Consider the following 19070-nt stretch of genomic DNA (forward strand, 5'->3'; position numbering starts at 1 on the left):
AAAATTAATCTGTTTTATCGTTCTTTTTTGTATGATTATCTAATAGGAGGAGTGCGAAGTATAAAACGTTTAAGTCTTTGAATTGTTTTGGATCAAGTCCTGTATGCTCTTCAATCTTTTTTAGCCTGTAATGTAATGTGTTAATGTGTATATGTAATTGTTTAGCTGTCTGTTTATAAGATTGGTTATAATCGATAAATAAGCGTAAGGTGTGCATAAGCTCAGGAGATGATAGTAAGTTTTCGATGGTACGCTCTAGAAATTGTTCACGCGTTTCGGCAGAAATATCTTGTAAACACATTTCTAAACGTAAATCTTCATTAAATACAATTTGTTTCGTTTCCAATGATACAGAAAGAGCACGTAATGCTTGTTCGTAAGATATGTTCATATTGTTTGGGGTAACTGTTTGTCCAATCCCGATATATAAAGGAATAGAAAATAAAGCTTCGCAGTCTTGTTTTAATCGTTTTAAAAATTGGTATGTTTGCTCGTTAGAGCTCATCGCTGTAAATAAAATAAAACGATCATTTCCCCACCGAACAAATAGATGCTCTTTTGTTAATATATTGCGTATATGTTGCCATATTTTACGCTGGAGCATCGTGTCATTTTTTCCAATAGAAAACAAAATAAGTTGTTTCTTCTTATATAAATCAATGCCAAGTGTTTTGGCGCGATCGAGAAAACTTGGAGACCATGCTGTATTTTGAAGCCAATCAAAGACGAAAGCTTCATAAGAACGGTGCTCAAGTTCTAGTTGCTCTAAAAAGTAGTTTTCATGAATTAATAACTCGGTCATCTTACGCAATATTTCTCCATAGCGTGAAATATTTTCAGGTTCTCCTGTAATTCCAATAACACCAATTACTTCGTCATGAAATAATAAAGGAAGATTCATTCCAGCCTTTACACCTTGCAACTGCCTTTCATCTTCTGTTGTAATGATGACAGTTTTCTTTTGGTTAGCGCAGCGGAGTGCACCTTCATGAAATTGACCAATTCTTTCTGTATCTGTACTTGCAATAATAACGCCTTGTATATTAATAATAATAATATTCTCTGTAATTAGTCTGCGTACTTCTCGTACAATTTTATTCGCTAAATCAGGAAATAGCATAATTGACACACCTCAAATTCTATTTGTTGTACATTATATATGTAAATTGAGTAAGAAAGGAAAATTTCACACTTTCCACACATTTATTTGTTATTTTACAATTATAACGAAATCATCCGAAGATGGAGGGAATCTTTTGAGAAAGTATGTTTTTCTTCTCTGTTTTTTATTTCTATTAGTAGGGTGTCAAGGAAGTTCATATACACCAATTGCTAAAGATAAAAATGTTATTATAACAACGAATATAAAAGAAGGAAGCATTAGTTTTATTGATAAAAAAAATAAAAAGTTAATCACGACATGGGAACTAAATGAGCCAATGGCCGGAATCACACTGCTTCCAAACGGTGAGGAAATCCTTGTATACGGTAAGCAATTAGAATATATGTATGTATATTCATTGGCGGAAGGAAGGCAAGTGGAAAAATATAAAACTGGAAAGGGCATTGTAAATGTGGTCGTATCAGAAGATAAAAAGCAATTATTTGCTGCCGATCAAAATGTTCAAAAGGTAAGGTTCTTTACGATAAATGGGAAAGAGACAGGAAATGTTTCAACAGGAAAAGGTCCTATAACGATGGTAGAGTATCATAATCGGTTATCTGTACTAAACTTTTATGATACGAAACTAACGACAATTGATACGAAGAAAAAAGAAGTTGTTCAATCCTTTATGATTCCGCCAGCATCAACCGGAGCAACGATTAGTCCTGATGGGAAAGAAATATGGATTGGCGGACATGGTGATGGAAATCAAGTAAATGAGAAAGTGTTAGTGTATTCTTTACAGGGGGGAGAAATGGTGCGCTCTTTACACGCTCCATTTATGCCTGTGAATATAACGAAGGATAGTAAGTACGTATATGCACTAAGTCATGGTTCGAACACACTTAGAAAGTTTGATATTAGCACATATAAAGAAATAGCTTCTGTAGAAGTAGGATCGAATCCATTTGCATTTTTGGAGAGCGGAGCAGAAGGATATGTAGCAAGTTATGATAGTGATGAAGTGTGCGTTATGGATATGAAGAATTTGAAAATAAAACAAACAATTAAAGTCGGAAAAGGACCGTTTCAACTCATAGAGAGGGAAGGGAAGGATAATGAATAAATATAGAGTGCTAGTTGTAGATGATGAAAGTGATATGAGGCAGCTTGTTGGAATGTATTTGGACAACTTCGGATATGAGTGGGGAGAAGCTGAAAATGGAAAAGAGGCTCTTAAAAAACTAGAAACAGATCATTATGATTTCGTTGTATTAGATATTATGATGCCAGAAATGGATGGACTTTCAGTTTGTAAAGAAATTAGAAAAACGTCAGATGTGCCGATTATATTTTTAACCGCAAAAGGTGAAGAGTGGAATAGGGTGAACGGCTTACGTATGGGAGCGGATGATTATATTGTAAAACCGTTTAGTCCTGGTGAATTGGTTGCCCGTATGGAAGCTGTGTTAAGAAGATATACAAAGCAAGAACAGCAAGAAGAGATTCAATTTGGACCAATTCTTATCAATGAAAAAAGTAGACGAATAGAGGCGGATGGTGAGCCGATTTCTCTTACAGTAAAAGAGTTTGATTTACTATATTTTCTTTGTCAGCATACAGGACAAGTATTTAGCCGGGAACAATTACTTGAAAAGGTATGGGGATATGATTATGCGGGAAGTACAAGAACAGTAGATACGCACGTGAAAACGATGCGCTTGAAGCTTGGAGAAAGTGGAAACTACATTCAAACTGTTTGGGGTGTAGGCTATAAATTCGAGGTGTAACGTATGTTTACGATGGTACAAAAACTTTGGCTTACAGTAGTGTGTGCAGTATGTGTAACAGTGTCCTTTCTTTATTTCGTATCTTTATACTCATATGAAAAACTATACGTTGATAATTTAAAAGGTTCATTAGTAATGGAAGGGAAAAATCTTGCTGCTCAGTATGATAAGCGCGAAGGAATATCAATTTTTGAAGAGAAAGTAAGATCATTTGATCAAATATCTAGTTCAGACGTTCTTTTCGTGTCTAATCCGCGTGATTTAAGTGCATGTTTACCTTTTGATGTGCATCATCATTCTCTTATAAGTGAAGGAGATAGGCAAACGCTATTAGATGGGAAAACTGTGACAAAGATAGGATATGAAGAACATTTTGAACGTAATATTATGGGGGTTGTCATCCCTGTATTGGAAAATAAAAAATTAGTCGGAATTGTATATTCTTATATTCCTTTAAAAAGTATAAAAGACTTAATATATGATATGGGTCTTATTTTAGCACCACTAGCAATTGCGATGATTTTAATTACGATATGGGTTGGAAGAAAAATTATAATTGCAATAACGAAGCCGCTTTCGCAAATGGAGCGGGTTGCAAACCATTTGGCTACGGGAGATTTCTCGGAGCGGATTACCGTTTCTTCAGAGGATGAAATTGGACGACTAGGAAAAGCATTTAATAAAATGGCAAATTCATTGGAAACAGAAGATGTAAAGCGTAAGGAATTTTTAGCAAATGTTTCGCATGAACTTAGAACACCACTTAGTTATATAAAAGGGTATAGCGAGGCTATTTTAGATGGCGTTGCAAAGGGACCACAGCAGGAAAAAGTAACGCAGCTAATTCATAAAGAAGCAGGTCGTATGCAGCGTCTCGTTCATGACTTGTTAGACTTAGCGCAATTAGAAGGTGAGCACTTTCCGTTAAAGAAGCAACCTATCGTTTTTTCACAGCTGATTGAAGACGTATTAGATACGTATGAGATTAAGTTTATAGAAAAGGAAATTCATATTTCAACCAATTTAAATCCAGAGGTCATTGTCATGATTGATGAGGATCGTATGCAACAGGTGCTTCATAATGTGTTAGATAATGCGATACGGTATACAAATCAAAATGGAAATATCGTTATAACTTTAGAGCAAATCGATGATTACTGTGAATTAAAAATAAAAGATACAGGAATTGGCATTGATATAGAGCATTTAGAAAATCTTGGCGAGCGCTTTTACCGAGTTGATAAAGCGAGAAGTCGTCAACATGGTGGAACAGGTTTAGGCCTTGCTATTGTGAGACAAATTGTTCATATACATGGTGGACAGTGGAAAATTAAAAGTGAAAAAGATAAGGGAACAACGGTTATTATTAAACTGAATGTACAGGATGAGGTGGGCATGTTCTAATTTTTAGGACATGTTCTTTATATTGAAGGGAATATTTATCTCGCTATTTGCCGGGCAGTAAGCCCCCCACCTCAAAATTCAGCGGAAGCAAAGAAGTTAGGTGGGGGATGAAAAAAAAACTACTGATTAAAGTTTCACTTTATACGTAAAAATATAAATTAATATGTAATAAATATCGGAAATTTGACTATTTTATGAACAAAACATTTGTACTTCTTATCAATTCGGTCTAAAATAGTTATGATGCAAAGTTCTTATAAATCGTTTCAATTGTTGTTTGGAAGATACTGAGGTGATTTAACTGGAGTACAAATCTATTAAACCGAAAAAAATTTACGAAGAAGTATCTGAAGCTATTTTAACAATGATTAAAAATGGTACGTTAAAACCTGGTGACAAACTACTCCCTGTGCATCAATTAGCTGAGCAGTTTCAAGTTGGCAGATCTGCTGTTCGTGAAGCGCTAAGTGCGCTAAGAGCGATGGGCTTAATTGAGATGAAACAAGGAGAAGGTACATATGTGAAGAACTTCGATTCTTCTTCATTAACAAAATCATTAAACAATAGATTATTAATGAAGAAAGAAGATATTTTGAATTTATTAGAAGTACGAAAGGTGCTTGAAGTGGGGGCAGTTCGAGTAGCGGCGGCAAAACGTACGGAAGATAATTTACAAAATATGAAACATTGGTTAGATGAAATGGCAAAGAGCATTGGAGATGAAAAGGCTGGCGAAAAAGCTGATTTTCAATTTCATATGGGAATTGCAGAGTCTTCGCATAATAACATTTTGCTTGAACTCATGAATCATGTTTCAGAGATGATTGCTGAAACAATTGGTGAATCAAGACGCATTATTTTATATGGTGAACAAACGACATCAGAACGACTTATAGAAGAGCATCAAGTTATATATGATGCGGTGTTAAAACAAGATGTAGAATTAGCGCAGAAAGCAATGCTAGATCATTTAACAAATGTAGAACATATTGTCACAGGTAAAAACGATATAAATTCGTAATTTAATCTTTTAAAAATTTAATTTTCTGATAAAATAGAGAAAGATTAAGTAAGCGTTTTCTTTAGGAGAGGGAGAGGATAGGCCATGGTTGAGCCTATTTCTTCTCTACTCAGTCATCTGATGACCATATGTTTGTTGGCGAAGCTGTAAAAAGGGGGAGTAATAGTTATGAAAGTTACTTTATTTGTTACTTGTTTAGTCGATATGTTTGAAACAAATGTCGGTAAAGCAACAGTTGAAGTGTTGGAGCGTTTAGGTTGTGAAATTGAATTTCCAGAAGCACAAGTTTGTTGTGGTCAGCCTGCTTATAATAGCGGCCATGTAGAAGCAGCAAAAGAAGCGATGAAACATATGATTGAAACTTTTGAAGATGCAGAATATATTGTTACACCATCTGGCTCGTGTGCGACAATGTTTCATGAGTATCCGCATGTTTTCAAAGATGATCCAAAGTGGGCTAAACGTGCACAAAAAGTTGCTGATAAAACTTATGAATTTACACAGTTTATTGTAGATGTTTTAAAAGTTACAGATGTTGGTGCAAGTTTATCAGGGATAGCTACTATTCATAAATCATGTCATATGACACGTATGCTCGGAGTAAAAGAAGCACCAGGGATTTTATTATCAAATGTAAAAGGATTAACTGTGAGAGATTTGCCAAACGTGCAAAATTGTTGTGGGTTTGGGGGAACGTTTTCAGTTAAGATGACTCCAATCTCTGAGCAAATGGTAGATGAAAAAGTAGATAGTGTAATGGAAACAGGTGCAGATTATTTAATCGGTGCAGATTGTGGGTGTTTGTTAAACATTGGCGGACGTATTGAGCGTTTAGGAAAAGAAGTAAAAGTAATGCATATTGCTGAGGTACTGAATAGTCGCTCATGAAGGGGGAACATAAGCTATGTCTATGAAAATCAGTGAGAAAAAATTTAATGATCGCGTTGGTGATGGAATTCAAGATTCGTTTATGCGCGGAGCAGTATCTTCGGCACAAACGCGCTTATATACGAATCGCTTAAAAGCCGCAGATGAATTAGGAAACTGGGAAGAGTGGCGTGAACTAGGTGAACAAATCCGTCAACATACGTTAGAAAATCTTGATTATTACTTAATGCAGTTAAGTGAAAATGTATCAAAAAGAGGCGGACACGTGTACTTTGCGAAGACGAAAGAGGAAGCAGCAAAGTATATTCAAGACGTCGCCAAAAAGAAACAAGCGAAAAAAGTAGTAAAATCAAAGTCGATGGTAACAGAAGAAATCAGTATGAACCATGCGCTTGAAGAGATTGGCTGTGAAGTGTTAGAGAGTGATTTAGGAGAGTATATCTTGCAAGTAGATAACGATCCACCTTCACATATTATTGCACCTGCACTTCATAAAAATAGAACGCAAATTCGCGATGTATTTAAAGAAAAGCTAGGCTATGAAAATTCTGATGACCCGTATGAAATGACAAAGTTTGTTCGTAAACAACTTCGTGAGAAATTTATGGATGCAGAAATTGGTGTAACTGGTTGTAACTTTGCTGTTGCAAATACGGGCTCCCTTTGTTTAGTAACGAATGAAGGTAATGCAGATCTTGTTATGTCAATTCCGAAAACACAAATTGCAGTAATGGGTATGGAACGTATGGTTCCGACAATGGAAGAATTAGATGTTTTAGTTGGTTTACTATGTCGTAGTGCAGTAGGTCAAAAATTAACAAGTTATGTAACAGTAGCAGGACCAATTCAAGAAGAGGAAGTTGATGGACCTGAAGAATTCCATTTAGTTGTTGTTGATAATGGTCGCTCTCAAATTCTTGGATCTGAATTCCGTTCAGTATTACAATGTATTCGTTGCGCTGCTTGTGTTAACGTATGTCCTGTATATCGTCACGTTGGTGGACATTCATATGGATCGATTTATTCAGGACCAATCGGCGCGGTATTAACACCGCTTCTAGGTGGATATGATGATTATAAAGAGCTTCCTTATGCATCTAGTTTATGCGGAGCATGTACAGAAGCTTGTCCAGTAAAAATTCCATTGCATGATTTATTATTAAAACATCGTCAAGTCATCGTTGAGCAAGAAGGTCGTGCACCACTTGCAGAAAAACTAGCGATGAAAATGTTTAGTATGGGTGCTTCTTCAGCTGCTTTATATAAAATGGGTTCAAAAATGGCACCAGCGGCAATGAGTCCATTTACATCTGGTAATCGTGTATCAAAAGGTATTGGGCCACTTAAAAACTGGACGGATATTCGTGAATTCCCAGCTCCAAGTAAAGAACGATTCCGTGATTGGTATAAAGATCATAAGAAAGGCGGGGATAAATAATGACAGGATTAATTCAAAACCGTGATGCCTTTCTAGATAACATTGCAAAAGAACTTGGGCGCGCGCGTAAAACAGAAGGTGTAGAGCGTCCAGTATGGAAAAGTAATGTGAATATAGAAACATTAAAAGATTATTCACAAGAAGAATTACTAGAAGTGTTTAAAAATCAATGTACAAACATTCATACAACTGTAGTAGAAACGACAAATGAACGTTTACGTGAAGACCTTCAACAAGTAATCATGGAAAACGGCGGAGGACCTATTTTATTATCAGCGGATGAGCGTTTTGATGCATATGGTTTAACATCTTTATTTAAAGAAGAACTTCCAAAGCGAGACGTTGAAGTAAACGTATGGGATCCAGAGAGAAAAGACGGAAATATGCGTTTAGCTGAAAAAGCGAATATTGGTATTGCATTTAGTGATTATACATTAGCTGAATCTGGTACAATTGTTGTACAAAGTCATAAAGGACAAGGACGTTCTTTACATTTTTTACCGACTGTATATTTAGCTATTATTCCACGTGAAACACTTGTGCCTCGTATTACACAAGCAGTTCAGGATATGAACTCACGTGTAGAAGATGGCGAGACAGCGGCATCTTGTATTAACTTTATTACAGGACCAAGTAACTCGGCTGACATTGAGATGAATCTTGTTGTCGGAGTACATGGACCATTAAAAGCAATATATTTCATCGTATAAAAGAGGGGAAAGCAGGCCAGAAAATGGCCTGCTTTTTTAGTAGAATAATGGATAATATGAAGTAGAAGTTCTCTCCTTTTTTTGCTATGTTTTTTGGGAAAGGAGAGGAAGGGATGTTCACTTATTTATATGCACTGTTAGCAGGAATGGTGTTTGGGTCTTTTTTTATGTTAGTTGCGATGAGGGTTCCATTAGGGGAGTCTATCATTACCCCGCGTTCACATTGTCATTATTGTAAATATGTGCTAAGGTCAAAAGAACTAATCCCCATCATTTCATTTTATATACAAAGAGGCTGTTGTACGAATTGTAAGAGGCAAATTCCGATTATGTATGTAGCATTTGAATGTATAACAGGAAGTATATTTCTTCTTACCGTGTATATGATTGGAATAGAACGAGAGCTTATTATCATTTTATCCCTTTTTTCGCTACTTCTTATTATTTCACTTACAGATTACTTATATATGTTAATTCCTGATTGTATTTTAATTTCATTTGCCGTTTTACTCATTCTCGAAAGTGTTTTTGTACAATTAGTTACTTGGACAGATAGTATAGTTGGTAGTGGTGTTATATTCATTTTGTTATATTGCATGCAAAAGATATATCCAGAAGGGCTTGGCGGTGGAGATATAAAACTACTTTCGTTGCTTGGGTTTATAGTAGGAGTGAAGGGAGTTTTTATCATTTTATTTTTAGCATCTTGTTTTAGTCTTTGTTTTTTCGGGATTGGGATCGTATTAAAGCGTATAGAAGTACGAAAGCCCATTCCATTTGGTCCTTTTATTAGCCTTGGGGCAATATGTTATGTATTGGTCGCATATTCAAAGTAGAGAGGGAATAGAAAATGAACGTATATATGGATGATCAAAGAAGTTGTCCGTTCGGGTATGTGCCGGCAACTACAGTAGAATGTACCTTACAAATGGTTCGGGATTATGGTGTGAATATTCTTTCCCTTGATTTTAATATGGGATGGGGAGAAAAAAGTGGACTAGATTTTGTAGAAGCCTTTTGTACAGAAGGGTTATATGTAAATGAAATTCACCTTCATACGAATGATATCATCGGTATGCATAAGATGAAACAAAGATTGGATAAGGGAAAGGAAGAAGGAGAAATTAATCCTTACCTTGTTGTTAAATATGTGGGAAGCTAAAAACTCCAAAGTAAAACTTTGGAGTTTTTAATGTTTCATATGTGCTTGTAAAGGAATAATCTCTTCTTGTTGAGCTGCTGCGATTTCAGTTTCTTCCTGTTGAACGTCAGGTGTTTTCTTAGTTAAGTAGTGGTATACCATACCGACAAATACTGATCCGCCAATAATGTTACCGATTGTAACAGGAATTAAGTTATGAATAGCACCTGAAAAAGAAATTGTCTCAGGATGCGGTGAAACTAAAGATAAAGCAAAGAGTGATAAGTTTGCAATACTATGTTCGTAACCAGATAAGAAGAATGTGAAAACAAGTAGCATCATGACCATTATTTTTGCTGTGTCACCTTTGACCTGAGAAGGTAAGAAGCAAGCAAGACATACGAGCCAGTTACATAAAATGGCTTTAAAGAATAACTGCATTGTAGGTGTGTTCATCTTTCCTTCAACGACTTTACTCATTAAGTGACCGTGATCAATTGCTTCAAAAATTCCAGTTGCGTAAAATAGTAAGGCAAAGAATAACGCGCCACCTAAGTTACCTGCGTAACAAGCAACCCAGTTACGCAGTGTATCAGAAATTGTTGTTTCCTTTCTTAAAGTTGCTACAGTAAAGTACATTGTGTTTCCAGTAAACAATTCAGCACCGCCATATATAATAAGTACGAGAGCAATCCCGAAAAACATAGAAGCAGCTAAATAAGTTGCTGGTGAATCTGCAATGTGAAAAAAATTACCTAATTTAAAACATAGTACAATAATAAAACCGATATAAATACCCGCAAGTGCAGCACGAATGAAATATTGCATTGGGTTTGTATCTAGCATTTTCTTTTTGCTTTTAGCCAGTTTGACAACATAATCTAGTCCTTGTTCTAGCATGAGTAATACGCTCCTTTAGTAAATCTTCTATAAATACTCCTTATATGAATAAAGTACATGGAATTGTTCTCACTTTCAATAAGTTTGTGCAATGTTTCACAAAAAGGACATACATATATTTAGAAAACGTTTACAAAAGATAGTATAATGGAATTTTTTCTGGATATTGAGAGGAAGAAAGCAAAAAGAAAAAGCGCTGTAATTACAGCGCTTTTTCGTCTAAATTCTTTTTTACTTTTACTTCTACTTCTTTTGAGAAGAACCAACCACCAACTGCGATTCCGACTAATACAATCCAGAATGTAAGCTTCCACGGAGTGGATTCTGGGAATGAATGTGGAATTACATTTAATGCAGGGTGTGCTAATGTATAAACTGCTAGCTTTACACCAACCCAACCTACAATTAAGAATGCTGCAGTTTCAAGTCCTGGTTTACGTTTTAAGATTTGTACGAAAGCAGTTGCTGCAAATCGCATAATGATTAATCCGATAAGTCCACCCACAAAGATAACAACGAATTGCCCAGTATCAAGACTACCAATTGTACCTAATCCTGTTTTTGGTAAAGTCATTGCTAGTGCAACAGCAGCTAAAATTGAATCAACTGCGAAGGCGATATCAGCAACCTCAACTTTAAATACAGTCCACCAAAAGTTCTCTTGTTTTTTCTTTGCTTCTTTTTCTTCAGTTTCTTCATCCGTATTCTTTTTAACATACGTTTTAAATAAGTGATTACCAGCGATAAACATAAGGTAGATGGCACCGATTGCTTGCACTTGCCATACATCGACTAAGAACGAAATCATAAATAACGATCCGAATCGGAAAACAAATGCCCCCGCTAATCCATAAAATAGTGCTTTCTTTCGTTTTTCTTCTGGTAAATGTTTTACCATAATTGCAAGAACAAGAGCGTTATCAGCCGCTAAAATTCCTTCAAGTGCAATTAGGATGAGTAATACCCAACCATACTCCAATAATAATGATACATCCATGTACATTCTCCTCTCATTTCTATAAGTTCTAAATAAGTGAAGAATTTCCCCACTATTTAGTTTCCCCATACTCCTGCCTATTAACTTTGGAAGAATCTGGAAGTGAATACAAAAAAGACCTCTGCCGTTAATAGGCAAAGGTCTTGCTAGACATATGTAATGAAAATGCCAACAAAGCCGGAAGAACTAAGTTCTACGTAATGACGACTTTGTTTCCAAGAAATTTTCTTGGACGCTACTCCCCTTTGGAGATATGCTATTGTATTCTCATTATATGGATAATTTCTACGGTTGTCAACCTGTTAAAATATCTTCATTCGGATATTTTATTTTCCGGTTCTTTTTACGAGCAAATGAAAAAGCCAATGTTAAAGGACCCATTTTCCCAAAAAACATCATAAAGATAATAATAGCTTTTCCGATTATAGTTAAGTGGGGTGTTAAGTTCATACTGAGGCCAACAGTCCCAAATGCTGAAAATACTTCGAAAGCACTCATCAATAGAGGAACTCGCTCAGTAATACTCAAAATTAAAATAGCAAAAAAGATAAATGAAATGGAAATAATAGTAATAGTTAATGATTTGACAATGAGAGTATCTTTAATGGATTTTTTAAATACGACAATATCCTCTTGTTCTTGTAGAAATTTAAATACGCCAAAAAATATGATTAAAAATGTTGTTAACTTAATCCCACCACCCGTTGAAGCGCTACCAGCACCAATAAACATAAGGAGCATCATTAATAGGAGGGAAGGTTTTGACAATGTAGAAATATCAACTGTATTAAACCCGGCAGTTCGCGTCGAAATTGCTTGAAAATAAGAGGCTATTCCTTCTTCAAATGGGGTAAAACCTCTCATAGAAAGGGAGTTATGGAACTCGAATATAAAAATAAAAAGGGTAGCAATAATGTTTACGATTAGAGTAGAAGAAAGCATAAGTTTTGAATGTAGTGTAAGGTTTTTAAAGTTTTTCTTTCTTTTTATGTCTACGATTACTGTAAAACCTATTCCACCTAAAATGATGAGAGAGGAAATGACGAAATTGACAAGAATGCTATGAGAATGGGACATTAAATTATCGCTCCACACAGAAAAACCAGCATTGTTAAAGGCTGAGATTGAATGGAAAAAACTATAATAGATCCCTTTGGTAACCCCATATTTTGGTACCCACTCAAAAGAAAGAATTAAAGTAGCGATACATTCGACTGTAAAAGAGAATAAAAATAACGATTTGGCAAGACGGATGACGCCGCCGATATTCGTTTGATTTAATGCTTGTTGTAATAAAATACGGTTTTGAAGACCGATTTTTCTTCCGAGCATAATCGCAATTAAGACAGCAAAGCTCATAATGCCAAGCCCGCCAACTTGTATAAGCGCTAAAATGACACATTGTCCAAATAAAGTAAACATTTTTCCGGTATCTACAACACCAAGCCCAGTAACAGTACAAGCGGAAACGGTTGTAAATAAGGCATCGAGCCATGAAATGGACGTTGTCGTAGCAATGGGCAGTTTTAATAAGCATGTGCCGACAACTGATAATAGAAGAAAAGATAAAGTAAGAACGCGGGGAGGGCTCATGCTAATATTAATCCGTTTCATTTCACATATCGCTCCTTTCATTTTGCTTTGATTAGTATGTGAAAAAGCACTATTATGTATGTTGAAAATAGAAAGAGGCAGAGAATATCTGCCTCTAAGCCATATGTTATATTATTATCCACGTAATTGTTGTTGTGCTAAAGCAACAAGACGTTTTGTTACTTCACCGCCAACTGAACCGTTAGAACGAGATGCTGTATTAGACCCTAAGCTTACACCAAATTCTTGTGCAATCTCATATTTAAATTGTTCAAGCGCTTGCTCTGCACCTGGAACTAATAATTTGTTTGTTTTTACCATGTTGATACACATCCTTATGAGTAGTCCAGTTCAGCTAAGTTCTTATCTAAACTGGTAACGTTATTTTATGTGGAAATGACGTAGTCATACGCGGAAGTAATCGGTGCGATTAGAAGTTCTTGGATAGAAAAAAGAGTAGCAAATTTGCTACTCTTTTTTTAGTATTGTCGCCGTTCCTTCCACGACAATATCATCTGATTGATTATATATGTTTGTTTGCAACGTAATGATTTTTTTATCGTCACGCTTCTTAATAACCTCTGCCACAACACGAAGTGTATCACCGATTTTGACAGGGGCACGGAATGAAACATTTTGGGATAAATAAATCGTATTTTTGCCTGGGAGTTTCGTTCCAAGGATGGTAGAAATAAAACTCGAAACGAGCATACCGTGAGCAATACGTTCTTTAAACATTGTTGTTTTTGCAAAAGAATCTAAAATATGAATAGGATTCACATCTCCAGTCAATTTTGCAAAATTGATAACATCTTCATCCGTAATTGTTTTTGTAAGGGATGCTTGATCACCGACTTGAATCTCATCATAACGAAGCTCCGGAACAGTTTGTGCTTCTTGAAATGGATTCATTTTGTCCTCCTTCTTTTCCATATCGAAAAATGCTAGCCATCTTGATGTAGTAGGAGGAAGAAAGAGTTTTGTTTGTGCTGCAGTTAGCTCCCACATTTTTCTTACTTGATGGAAGTAAATAGATTTTTTGAATTTTCCTCGAACTTTTTTGCGAGTTCCAACTGTTTTGACTTGAACTCTTCCAAAAAACCCTCTAACTGTTTTTGAGCCTCTTCACGTTGTAATTGTTGTTGCTCAATAAATTGTTTTGTTGTTTCTTCAAATTGACCGCTTGTTTGTGTAAGGATTGACAAAGATGTTTTTGTAGGAGAAACAGTAAGTTGCTGCATATGAGCAGAAAGTTCCTTCCACTTGTCTTGCCACTCGTTAATTTGATCATTTAAGGAGTTTCCAGTTAATTGTTTCACGTAATCTGTATATTGGTTATTGAACTGAGCAGTGAGTTGTTGTAGTTCTTTTTCTAGTTCATCTACTCCTGATGTTAATTTATGCAAAGCGTCTTGTTGTTGTTTTAATGTTTCTAAAGTAAGTTGCTCTAATTGTTTCCCAGCTGAAGAGAAAAGGGAAAGTGATTGAGACCAGTTTTTCCAAAATGCATCGACTAATTCGTATGGTTTAGTTTCCATTGTTTGACCCCCAAATGTTTTTTTGCATATTGTGAACGCAGATTACTCTGCTGTACCACCAGGTGAAGATGAAGAATCCTTTTCATCCTTTTCTGGAGAAGTAGAAAATGGAAAGAATGCATTGGTGTATAACGTGAAAAACGTTCGCAACATATTTTGATAATGTTCAAAAGAAGTCGCACATGTTGTTAAATATTGCTCTCCATATTCAGTTAAAGAATAAATTCTTTTTGCCGGCCCTCCATCGCTTGTATCCCAAGTAGAAGAAATAAGGTTTTCTTTTTCTAATTTGCGTAGTGTTCTATAAACATTACCTTGGTCAACAGAAGAAAAGCCGATATCCATTAGCATTTGAATAAGTTTGTAACCATGAAGACTCCAGTCTTTTAGACAGAGAAGTAAGAAGGGAACTAAGAAGTTTTTTGGCATGGAGTTTGGTTGTTTCGCTTGGTTGTTCTCCAAACTTTCGCGTTGTTCTGGTTCATTTTGTAGCATGATTGTGCATCACCTCATGAATCAGTTAGATGGAATTTTTTGCTTATAAGTGCAATTTACACCTATCTGTTTTTAAAGTCAACACATTTGTTAGAAAATAGAAAAAATAAAATATAGACTTGAAGTTTTATTCAGAATATTAGAAAATAGTGAATAGGTTGAATTGTTTCAAAAACGAAAAAGGGAGTGTAGGTAAAGTGATTGATCAAAAATTCGATCCACTACAAGCATGGAAAAATGCTTATGAACAAACCGAAACATTTTGGGGAAAAGCGCTCAATGAAACAATTAAAACAGAAGAATATTCTGCTTGGATGGGCAGCGTTCTAGATTTGAATTTGTTTTATCAAAAAGCATTAAATGATACGACAAAAAACTATTTAGAACAAGTAAATGTGCCGACGAAAGAGGATATCGCAAGAGTGGCTACGCTTGTTATTAACTTAGAAAATAAAGTAGATAACATTGAGGAGTTTCTAGAGGAGAAAGTAGATTCTTTAGGACAAGCTCCTACATTAAAGCGTGATGTGACGAAAGTGAAACAAGATATTCGTACGCTTGAAACAAAAGTAGATCAAATTTTAGAATTGCTAGAAAAGCAAAATGCAGTACTAGCTAAACTACAAGTACCTGTAAAAGAAGAGATAAAGCCTGCGAATAAGCCGGAAAATAAAAAATGATAAAAGCGCTTGTTTATAACAGGTAAAAGAGAGAGGGAGAATCTCTTTCACGTGTAAACGGCGAAACATAATTATATAGGGACTCTACAGTATGAGTACCAAAATGATTCATAACAATCGTTCACAAATTCATTTAAGGGGGAAAAGAAATGGTTCAATTAAATGGCAAAGTAGCAATCGTAACAGGTGGAGCAAAAGGGATTGGAAAAGCAATTACAGTAGCATTAGCACAAGAGGGAGCGAAAGTAGTTATTAACTATAATAGCAGTAAAGAAGCAGCTGAAAATTTAGTAAATGAACTAGGAAAAGATGGACATGACGTTTATGCAGTGCAAGCGGATGTTTCTAAAGTAGAAGATGCAAACCGACTTGTAGAAGAAGCTGTGAATCATTTTGGTAAAGTTGATATTCTTGTTAATAATGCTGGTATTACAAGAGATCGTACATTCAAAAAGTTAAATCGTGAAGATTGGGAGCGCGTAATTGACGTGAATTTAAGTAGCGTATTTAATACGACAAGCGCGGTTCTTCCATACATAACGGAAGCGGAAGAAGGAAGAATTATTAGCATTTCTTCTATTATTGGCCAAGCAGGTGGATTTGGCCAAACAAACTACTCAGCAGCAAAAGCGGGTATGTTAGGATTTACAAAATCATTAGCATTAGAACTTGCAAAAACAAATGTCACTGTAAATGCAATTTGCCCTGGATTTATTGATACTGAAATGGTAGCAGAAGTACCAGAAGAAGTACGTCAAAAAATCGTTGCAAAAATCCCGAAAAAACGTTTTGGTCAAGCTGATGAAATTGCAAAAGGTGTAGTATACCTATGCCGTGACGGTGCGTATATCACAGGTCAGCAATTAAACATTAACGGCGGATTATATATGTAATGAAGTAAGAAAAAAGTGCATATCCATAGCAGGAATGCACTTCTTTTTTTAGAAGGAAATCGACCAAAAAGGAGATAGGAAAATGACTACATTCGCAACAGAATGGGAAAAGCAATTAGAGCTATACCCAGAAGAGTACCGAAAAGCATACCGCCGAGTGAAAAGGGCGAGTGAAATTTTATTACGTGAACCAGAGCCGCAAGTAGGATTAACGCCGAAAGAGGTTATTTGGACGAAGAATAAGACGAAGCTTTATCGCTACATTCCAAAACAAGAAAAAACACAAAGAGTTCCAATTTTGTTAATATATGCTCTTATTAATAAACCATATATTATGGATTTAACTCCTGGAAATAGTTTAGTGGAATATCTAGTGGATCGTGGTTTTGATGTGTATATGCTTGATTGGGGCACATTTGGTTTAGAAGATAGTCATTTGAAATTTGATGATTTCGTGTTTGATTATATTGCAAAAGCAGTAAAAAAAGTAATGCGAACTGCAAAAGCGGACGAGATTTCTTTACTTGGTTATTGCATGGGTGGAACGCTAACTTCCATTTATGCAGCACTTCATCCGCACATGCCAATTCGTAATTTAATTTTCATGACAAGTCCTTTTGATTTCTCTGAAACAGGATTGTATGGTCCTTTATTAGATGAGAAATACTTCAATTTAGATAAAGCGGTTGATACATTTGGAAATATTCCGCCAGAAATGATTGATTTCGGAAACAAAATGTTAAAACCAATTACGAACTTTGTTGGTCCATATGTTGCTTTAGTAGATCGTTCAGAGAATGAGCGCTTCGTCGAAAGCTGGAGATTGGTTCAAAAGTGGGTTGGTGATGGTATTCCGTTCCCAGGTGAATCATACAGACAGTGGATTCGTGATTTTTATCAAAATAATAAACTGGTTAAGGGTGAACTTGTTATTCGCGGACAAAAGGTAGACCTTGCAAAGATTAAGGCGAATGTCTTAAATATTTCCGGGAAACGTGATCATATCGCTTTGCCATGTCAAGTAGAAGCGTTACTAGACCATATTTCTAGCACAGATAAACAATATGTATGTTTACCGACAGGGCATATGTCTATTGTTTACGGTGGAACAGCTGTAAAACAAACATATCCGACGATTGGAAATTGGCTTGAAGAGCGTTCTAATTAAAAATAAAAAAATCCAACTAGCCTATGTTAGTTGGATTTTTTTATGGGAAATAACAAAACATAGAAAGGAGAAATTTATATTTTAGGAGTATGATTATGAAACTTATGACCGGTAAGTTGTTTTGGAATACAGGAGTTTCTGTACCTTGTTATCCACCGTTAGAAAGTGATATGATATGTGATGTACTTGTAGTCGGAAGTGGCGAAGCAGGTGCTCATATAGCGCATTCGTTAGCGAAAATTGGTATGAGTGTTACACTTATTGAAAAAAGAGCAATTGCGTGTGGTAGCACAGCTGCTAATACAGGTTTACTACAATTTCTTCATGATAAATCGTTAACTTCTCTTATTCATACATTTGGTAAAGAAAAAGGGGTACGAGCATATAAGCTTTGTTATGAAGCGCTAAGAACAATGGAAGAGGTTATACCGACTCTTGATATTGATCCCCATTTTATTCCGCGAAATAGTTTATATTATGCAAGTAAAAGTGAGGATGTCTCATTTTTACAAGAGGAATATAATACGTTACAGAATTATGGATTTCCAGTTGAATATTTTACAGAAGCTGATATTAAGAAACGTTATTCTTTTGCAAAACAAGCAGCGTTATATATGCAAGGTGATGCTGAGGTGAATCCGTATTTACTAGCGCATAGTTTTTTGCATAAAGCAAACCAAATGGGAGCTAATATATATGAACATACAGAGGCAATACATATAAAAAAACACCAAAATGATTTAATTTGTTACACGAAAACAGGAAATCAAATTGTAGCAAAGAATATTATTATGGCGACAGGTTATGAAGCGCTTTTTGGAAAGAAAGAAAAGAATACAACAGTAGAAACTTCTTATGCAATTGTAACAAATGAAATAAATCAGTTTGAAGGCTGGCATGAGCGATCGTTAATTTGGGAAACGGCACGGCCCTACTTATATTTTCGAACGTATCGAAACCGCATTATTGTAGGCGGATTAGATGAAGCGATACAAATTCAAACAATCGGTGATACGAAATTATTGCATAAGCGTGATATCCTTATTAATATTGTAAAAGAACTGTTCCCGCAGTATAAAAATATACAGGCAGACTACTATTGGGCAGCCGCATTTGGTGGTACTCATGATGGTCTCCCCATTTTAAAAGAAGACGAAAAGATACATAATTTGTTTTACGCATTGCCGTATGGAGGTAATGGAACTGTATATGGAATGGTCTTTGCCAAATTATTTGAGCAGTTATTTACAAATAAAGAAAGTAAAGATTTTTCTTTATTTAATCGATAGAAAAAAGGTAGCGAAGTGAT

At 35.5% G+C, this 19070-nt stretch carries 21 protein-coding genes and 1 riboswitch; of the genes, 13 read left to right on the forward strand and 8 right to left on the reverse strand.

Annotated features, from left to right (window positions below; translation table 11 throughout):
• Positions 1–4: 4 nt before the first annotated feature.
• A complete protein-coding gene (locus NZ044_RS06750; protein ID WP_003256589.1) occupies positions 5–1129 on the reverse strand; it encodes a CdaR family transcriptional regulator in 1125 nt (374 codons plus the stop codon).
• Between the two features lie 127 nt (positions 1130–1256).
• Here NZ044_RS06750 and NZ044_RS06755 point away from each other — a divergent pair, with 127 nt between their 5' ends.
• From NZ044_RS06755 to NZ044_RS06795, 9 genes are all read left to right on the forward strand, one after another.
• Positions 1257–2231: a YncE family protein gene (locus NZ044_RS06755; RefSeq protein ID WP_001234158.1), complete on the forward strand. Its 975-nt coding sequence runs from the start codon at positions 1257–1259 to the stop codon at positions 2229–2231.
• Positions 2224–2895 carry a response regulator transcription factor gene (locus NZ044_RS06760; protein WP_001046396.1) on the forward strand — a complete coding sequence of 224 codons (672 nt, stop codon included), beginning with the start codon at positions 2224–2226 and terminating at the stop codon, positions 2893–2895. The genes NZ044_RS06755 and NZ044_RS06760 overlap by 8 nt, the downstream gene beginning before the upstream one ends.
• Before the next feature lie 3 nt (positions 2896–2898).
• A complete protein-coding gene (locus NZ044_RS06765) occupies positions 2899–4299 on the forward strand; it encodes a sensor histidine kinase (protein ID WP_000494814.1) in 1401 nt (466 codons plus the stop codon).
• Positions 4300–4630: 331 nt separating this feature from the next.
• Positions 4631–5320 (forward strand): FadR/GntR family transcriptional regulator, encoded by a 690-nt coding sequence (locus NZ044_RS06770; protein ID WP_254894088.1) that lies wholly within the window; start codon positions 4631–4633, stop codon positions 5318–5320.
• A 168-nt stretch (positions 5321–5488) separates the two neighbouring features.
• Positions 5489–6208, forward strand: coding sequence for a (Fe-S)-binding protein (locus NZ044_RS06775; RefSeq protein WP_000869152.1), 720 nt, complete (start codon positions 5489–5491; stop codon positions 6206–6208).
• Between the two features lie 16 nt (positions 6209–6224).
• The gene (locus NZ044_RS06780; RefSeq protein ID WP_000061929.1) at positions 6225–7646 is read left to right on the forward strand and encodes a LutB/LldF family L-lactate oxidation iron-sulfur protein; all 1422 of its coding nucleotides are present in this window, start codon (positions 6225–6227) and stop codon (positions 7644–7646) included.
• Positions 7646–8356: a LutC/YkgG family protein gene (locus NZ044_RS06785; RefSeq protein WP_000147194.1), complete on the forward strand. Its 711-nt coding sequence runs from the start codon at positions 7646–7648 to the stop codon at positions 8354–8356. Before NZ044_RS06780 ends, NZ044_RS06785 begins: the two co-directional genes overlap by 1 nt.
• Positions 8357–8469: 113 nt before the next feature.
• Positions 8470–9192, forward strand: coding sequence for a prepilin peptidase (locus NZ044_RS06790; RefSeq protein ID WP_098505592.1), 723 nt, complete (start codon positions 8470–8472; stop codon positions 9190–9192).
• 14 nt (positions 9193–9206) lie between these two features.
• Positions 9207–9518, forward strand: coding sequence for a cyclic-phosphate processing receiver domain-containing protein (locus tag NZ044_RS06795; RefSeq protein ID WP_001103767.1), 312 nt, complete (start codon positions 9207–9209; stop codon positions 9516–9518).
• A gap of 27 nt (positions 9519–9545) precedes the next feature.
• Here the strand turns inward: NZ044_RS06795 and NZ044_RS06800 are convergent, their stop codons facing one another.
• The 7 genes from NZ044_RS06800 to phaQ form a co-directional block, all read right to left on the reverse strand.
• The gene (locus NZ044_RS06800) at positions 9546–10397 is read right to left on the reverse strand and encodes a formate/nitrite transporter family protein (RefSeq protein ID WP_000893035.1); all 852 of its coding nucleotides are present in this window, start codon (positions 10395–10397) and stop codon (positions 9546–9548) included.
• 202 nt (positions 10398–10599) lie between these two features.
• On the reverse strand, positions 10600–11394 hold the full coding sequence (locus tag NZ044_RS06805) for a TerC family protein (protein WP_118961648.1): 795 nt from the start codon (positions 11392–11394) through the stop codon (positions 10600–10602).
• Positions 11395–11484: 90 nt separating this feature from the next.
• Positions 11485–11650: riboswitch (yybP-ykoY riboswitch) on the reverse strand.
• 38 nt (positions 11651–11688) lie between these two features.
• Positions 11689–13008 carry a TrkH family potassium uptake protein gene (locus NZ044_RS06810; RefSeq protein ID WP_000822358.1) on the reverse strand — a complete coding sequence of 440 codons (1320 nt, stop codon included), beginning with the start codon at positions 13006–13008 and terminating at the stop codon, positions 11689–11691.
• Between the two features lie 114 nt (positions 13009–13122).
• Positions 13123–13308, reverse strand: a complete 186-nt coding sequence (locus NZ044_RS06815) for an alpha/beta-type small acid-soluble spore protein (RefSeq protein ID WP_000241212.1) — start codon at positions 13306–13308, stop codon at positions 13123–13125.
• Positions 13309–13455: 147 nt separating this feature from the next.
• Positions 13456–13899, reverse strand: coding sequence for a MaoC family dehydratase (locus NZ044_RS06820; RefSeq protein WP_001067916.1), 444 nt, complete (start codon positions 13897–13899; stop codon positions 13456–13458).
• A 101-nt stretch (positions 13900–14000) separates the two neighbouring features.
• Positions 14001–14525 carry a polyhydroxyalkanoic acid inclusion protein PhaP gene (phaP, locus tag NZ044_RS06825; RefSeq protein ID WP_000448596.1) on the reverse strand — a complete coding sequence of 175 codons (525 nt, stop codon included), beginning with the start codon at positions 14523–14525 and terminating at the stop codon, positions 14001–14003.
• 42 nt (positions 14526–14567) lie between these two features.
• The gene (gene phaQ / locus NZ044_RS06830) at positions 14568–15020 is read right to left on the reverse strand and encodes a poly-beta-hydroxybutyrate-responsive repressor (RefSeq protein WP_000939954.1); all 453 of its coding nucleotides are present in this window, start codon (positions 15018–15020) and stop codon (positions 14568–14570) included.
• 197 nt (positions 15021–15217) lie between these two features.
• On the opposite strand from phaQ, the gene phaR reads away from it, so the two are divergent.
• From phaR to NZ044_RS06850, 4 genes are all read left to right on the forward strand, one after another.
• Complete coding sequence (gene phaR, locus NZ044_RS06835; protein ID WP_000566941.1) at positions 15218–15700, forward strand: polyhydroxyalkanoic acid synthase subunit PhaR; 483 nt, start codon at positions 15218–15220, stop codon at positions 15698–15700.
• Between the two features lie 149 nt (positions 15701–15849).
• Positions 15850–16593, forward strand: a complete 744-nt coding sequence (locus NZ044_RS06840; protein WP_000250407.1) for an acetoacetyl-CoA reductase — start codon at positions 15850–15852, stop codon at positions 16591–16593.
• 82 nt (positions 16594–16675) lie between these two features.
• On the forward strand, positions 16676–17761 hold the full coding sequence (gene phaC, locus NZ044_RS06845) for a class III poly(R)-hydroxyalkanoic acid synthase subunit PhaC (protein WP_016097973.1): 1086 nt from the start codon (positions 16676–16678) through the stop codon (positions 17759–17761).
• Positions 17762–17856: 95 nt separating this feature from the next.
• The gene (locus NZ044_RS06850) at positions 17857–19050 is read left to right on the forward strand and encodes an NAD(P)/FAD-dependent oxidoreductase (RefSeq protein WP_000772567.1); all 1194 of its coding nucleotides are present in this window, start codon (positions 17857–17859) and stop codon (positions 19048–19050) included.
• Positions 19051–19070 lie beyond the last annotated feature (20 nt).

It is taken from the genome of Bacillus sp. FSL K6-1338 (assembly GCF_038006965.1).
Taxonomy (GTDB): Bacteria; Bacillota; Bacilli; order Bacillales; family Bacillaceae_G; genus Bacillus_A; species Bacillus_A thuringiensis_S.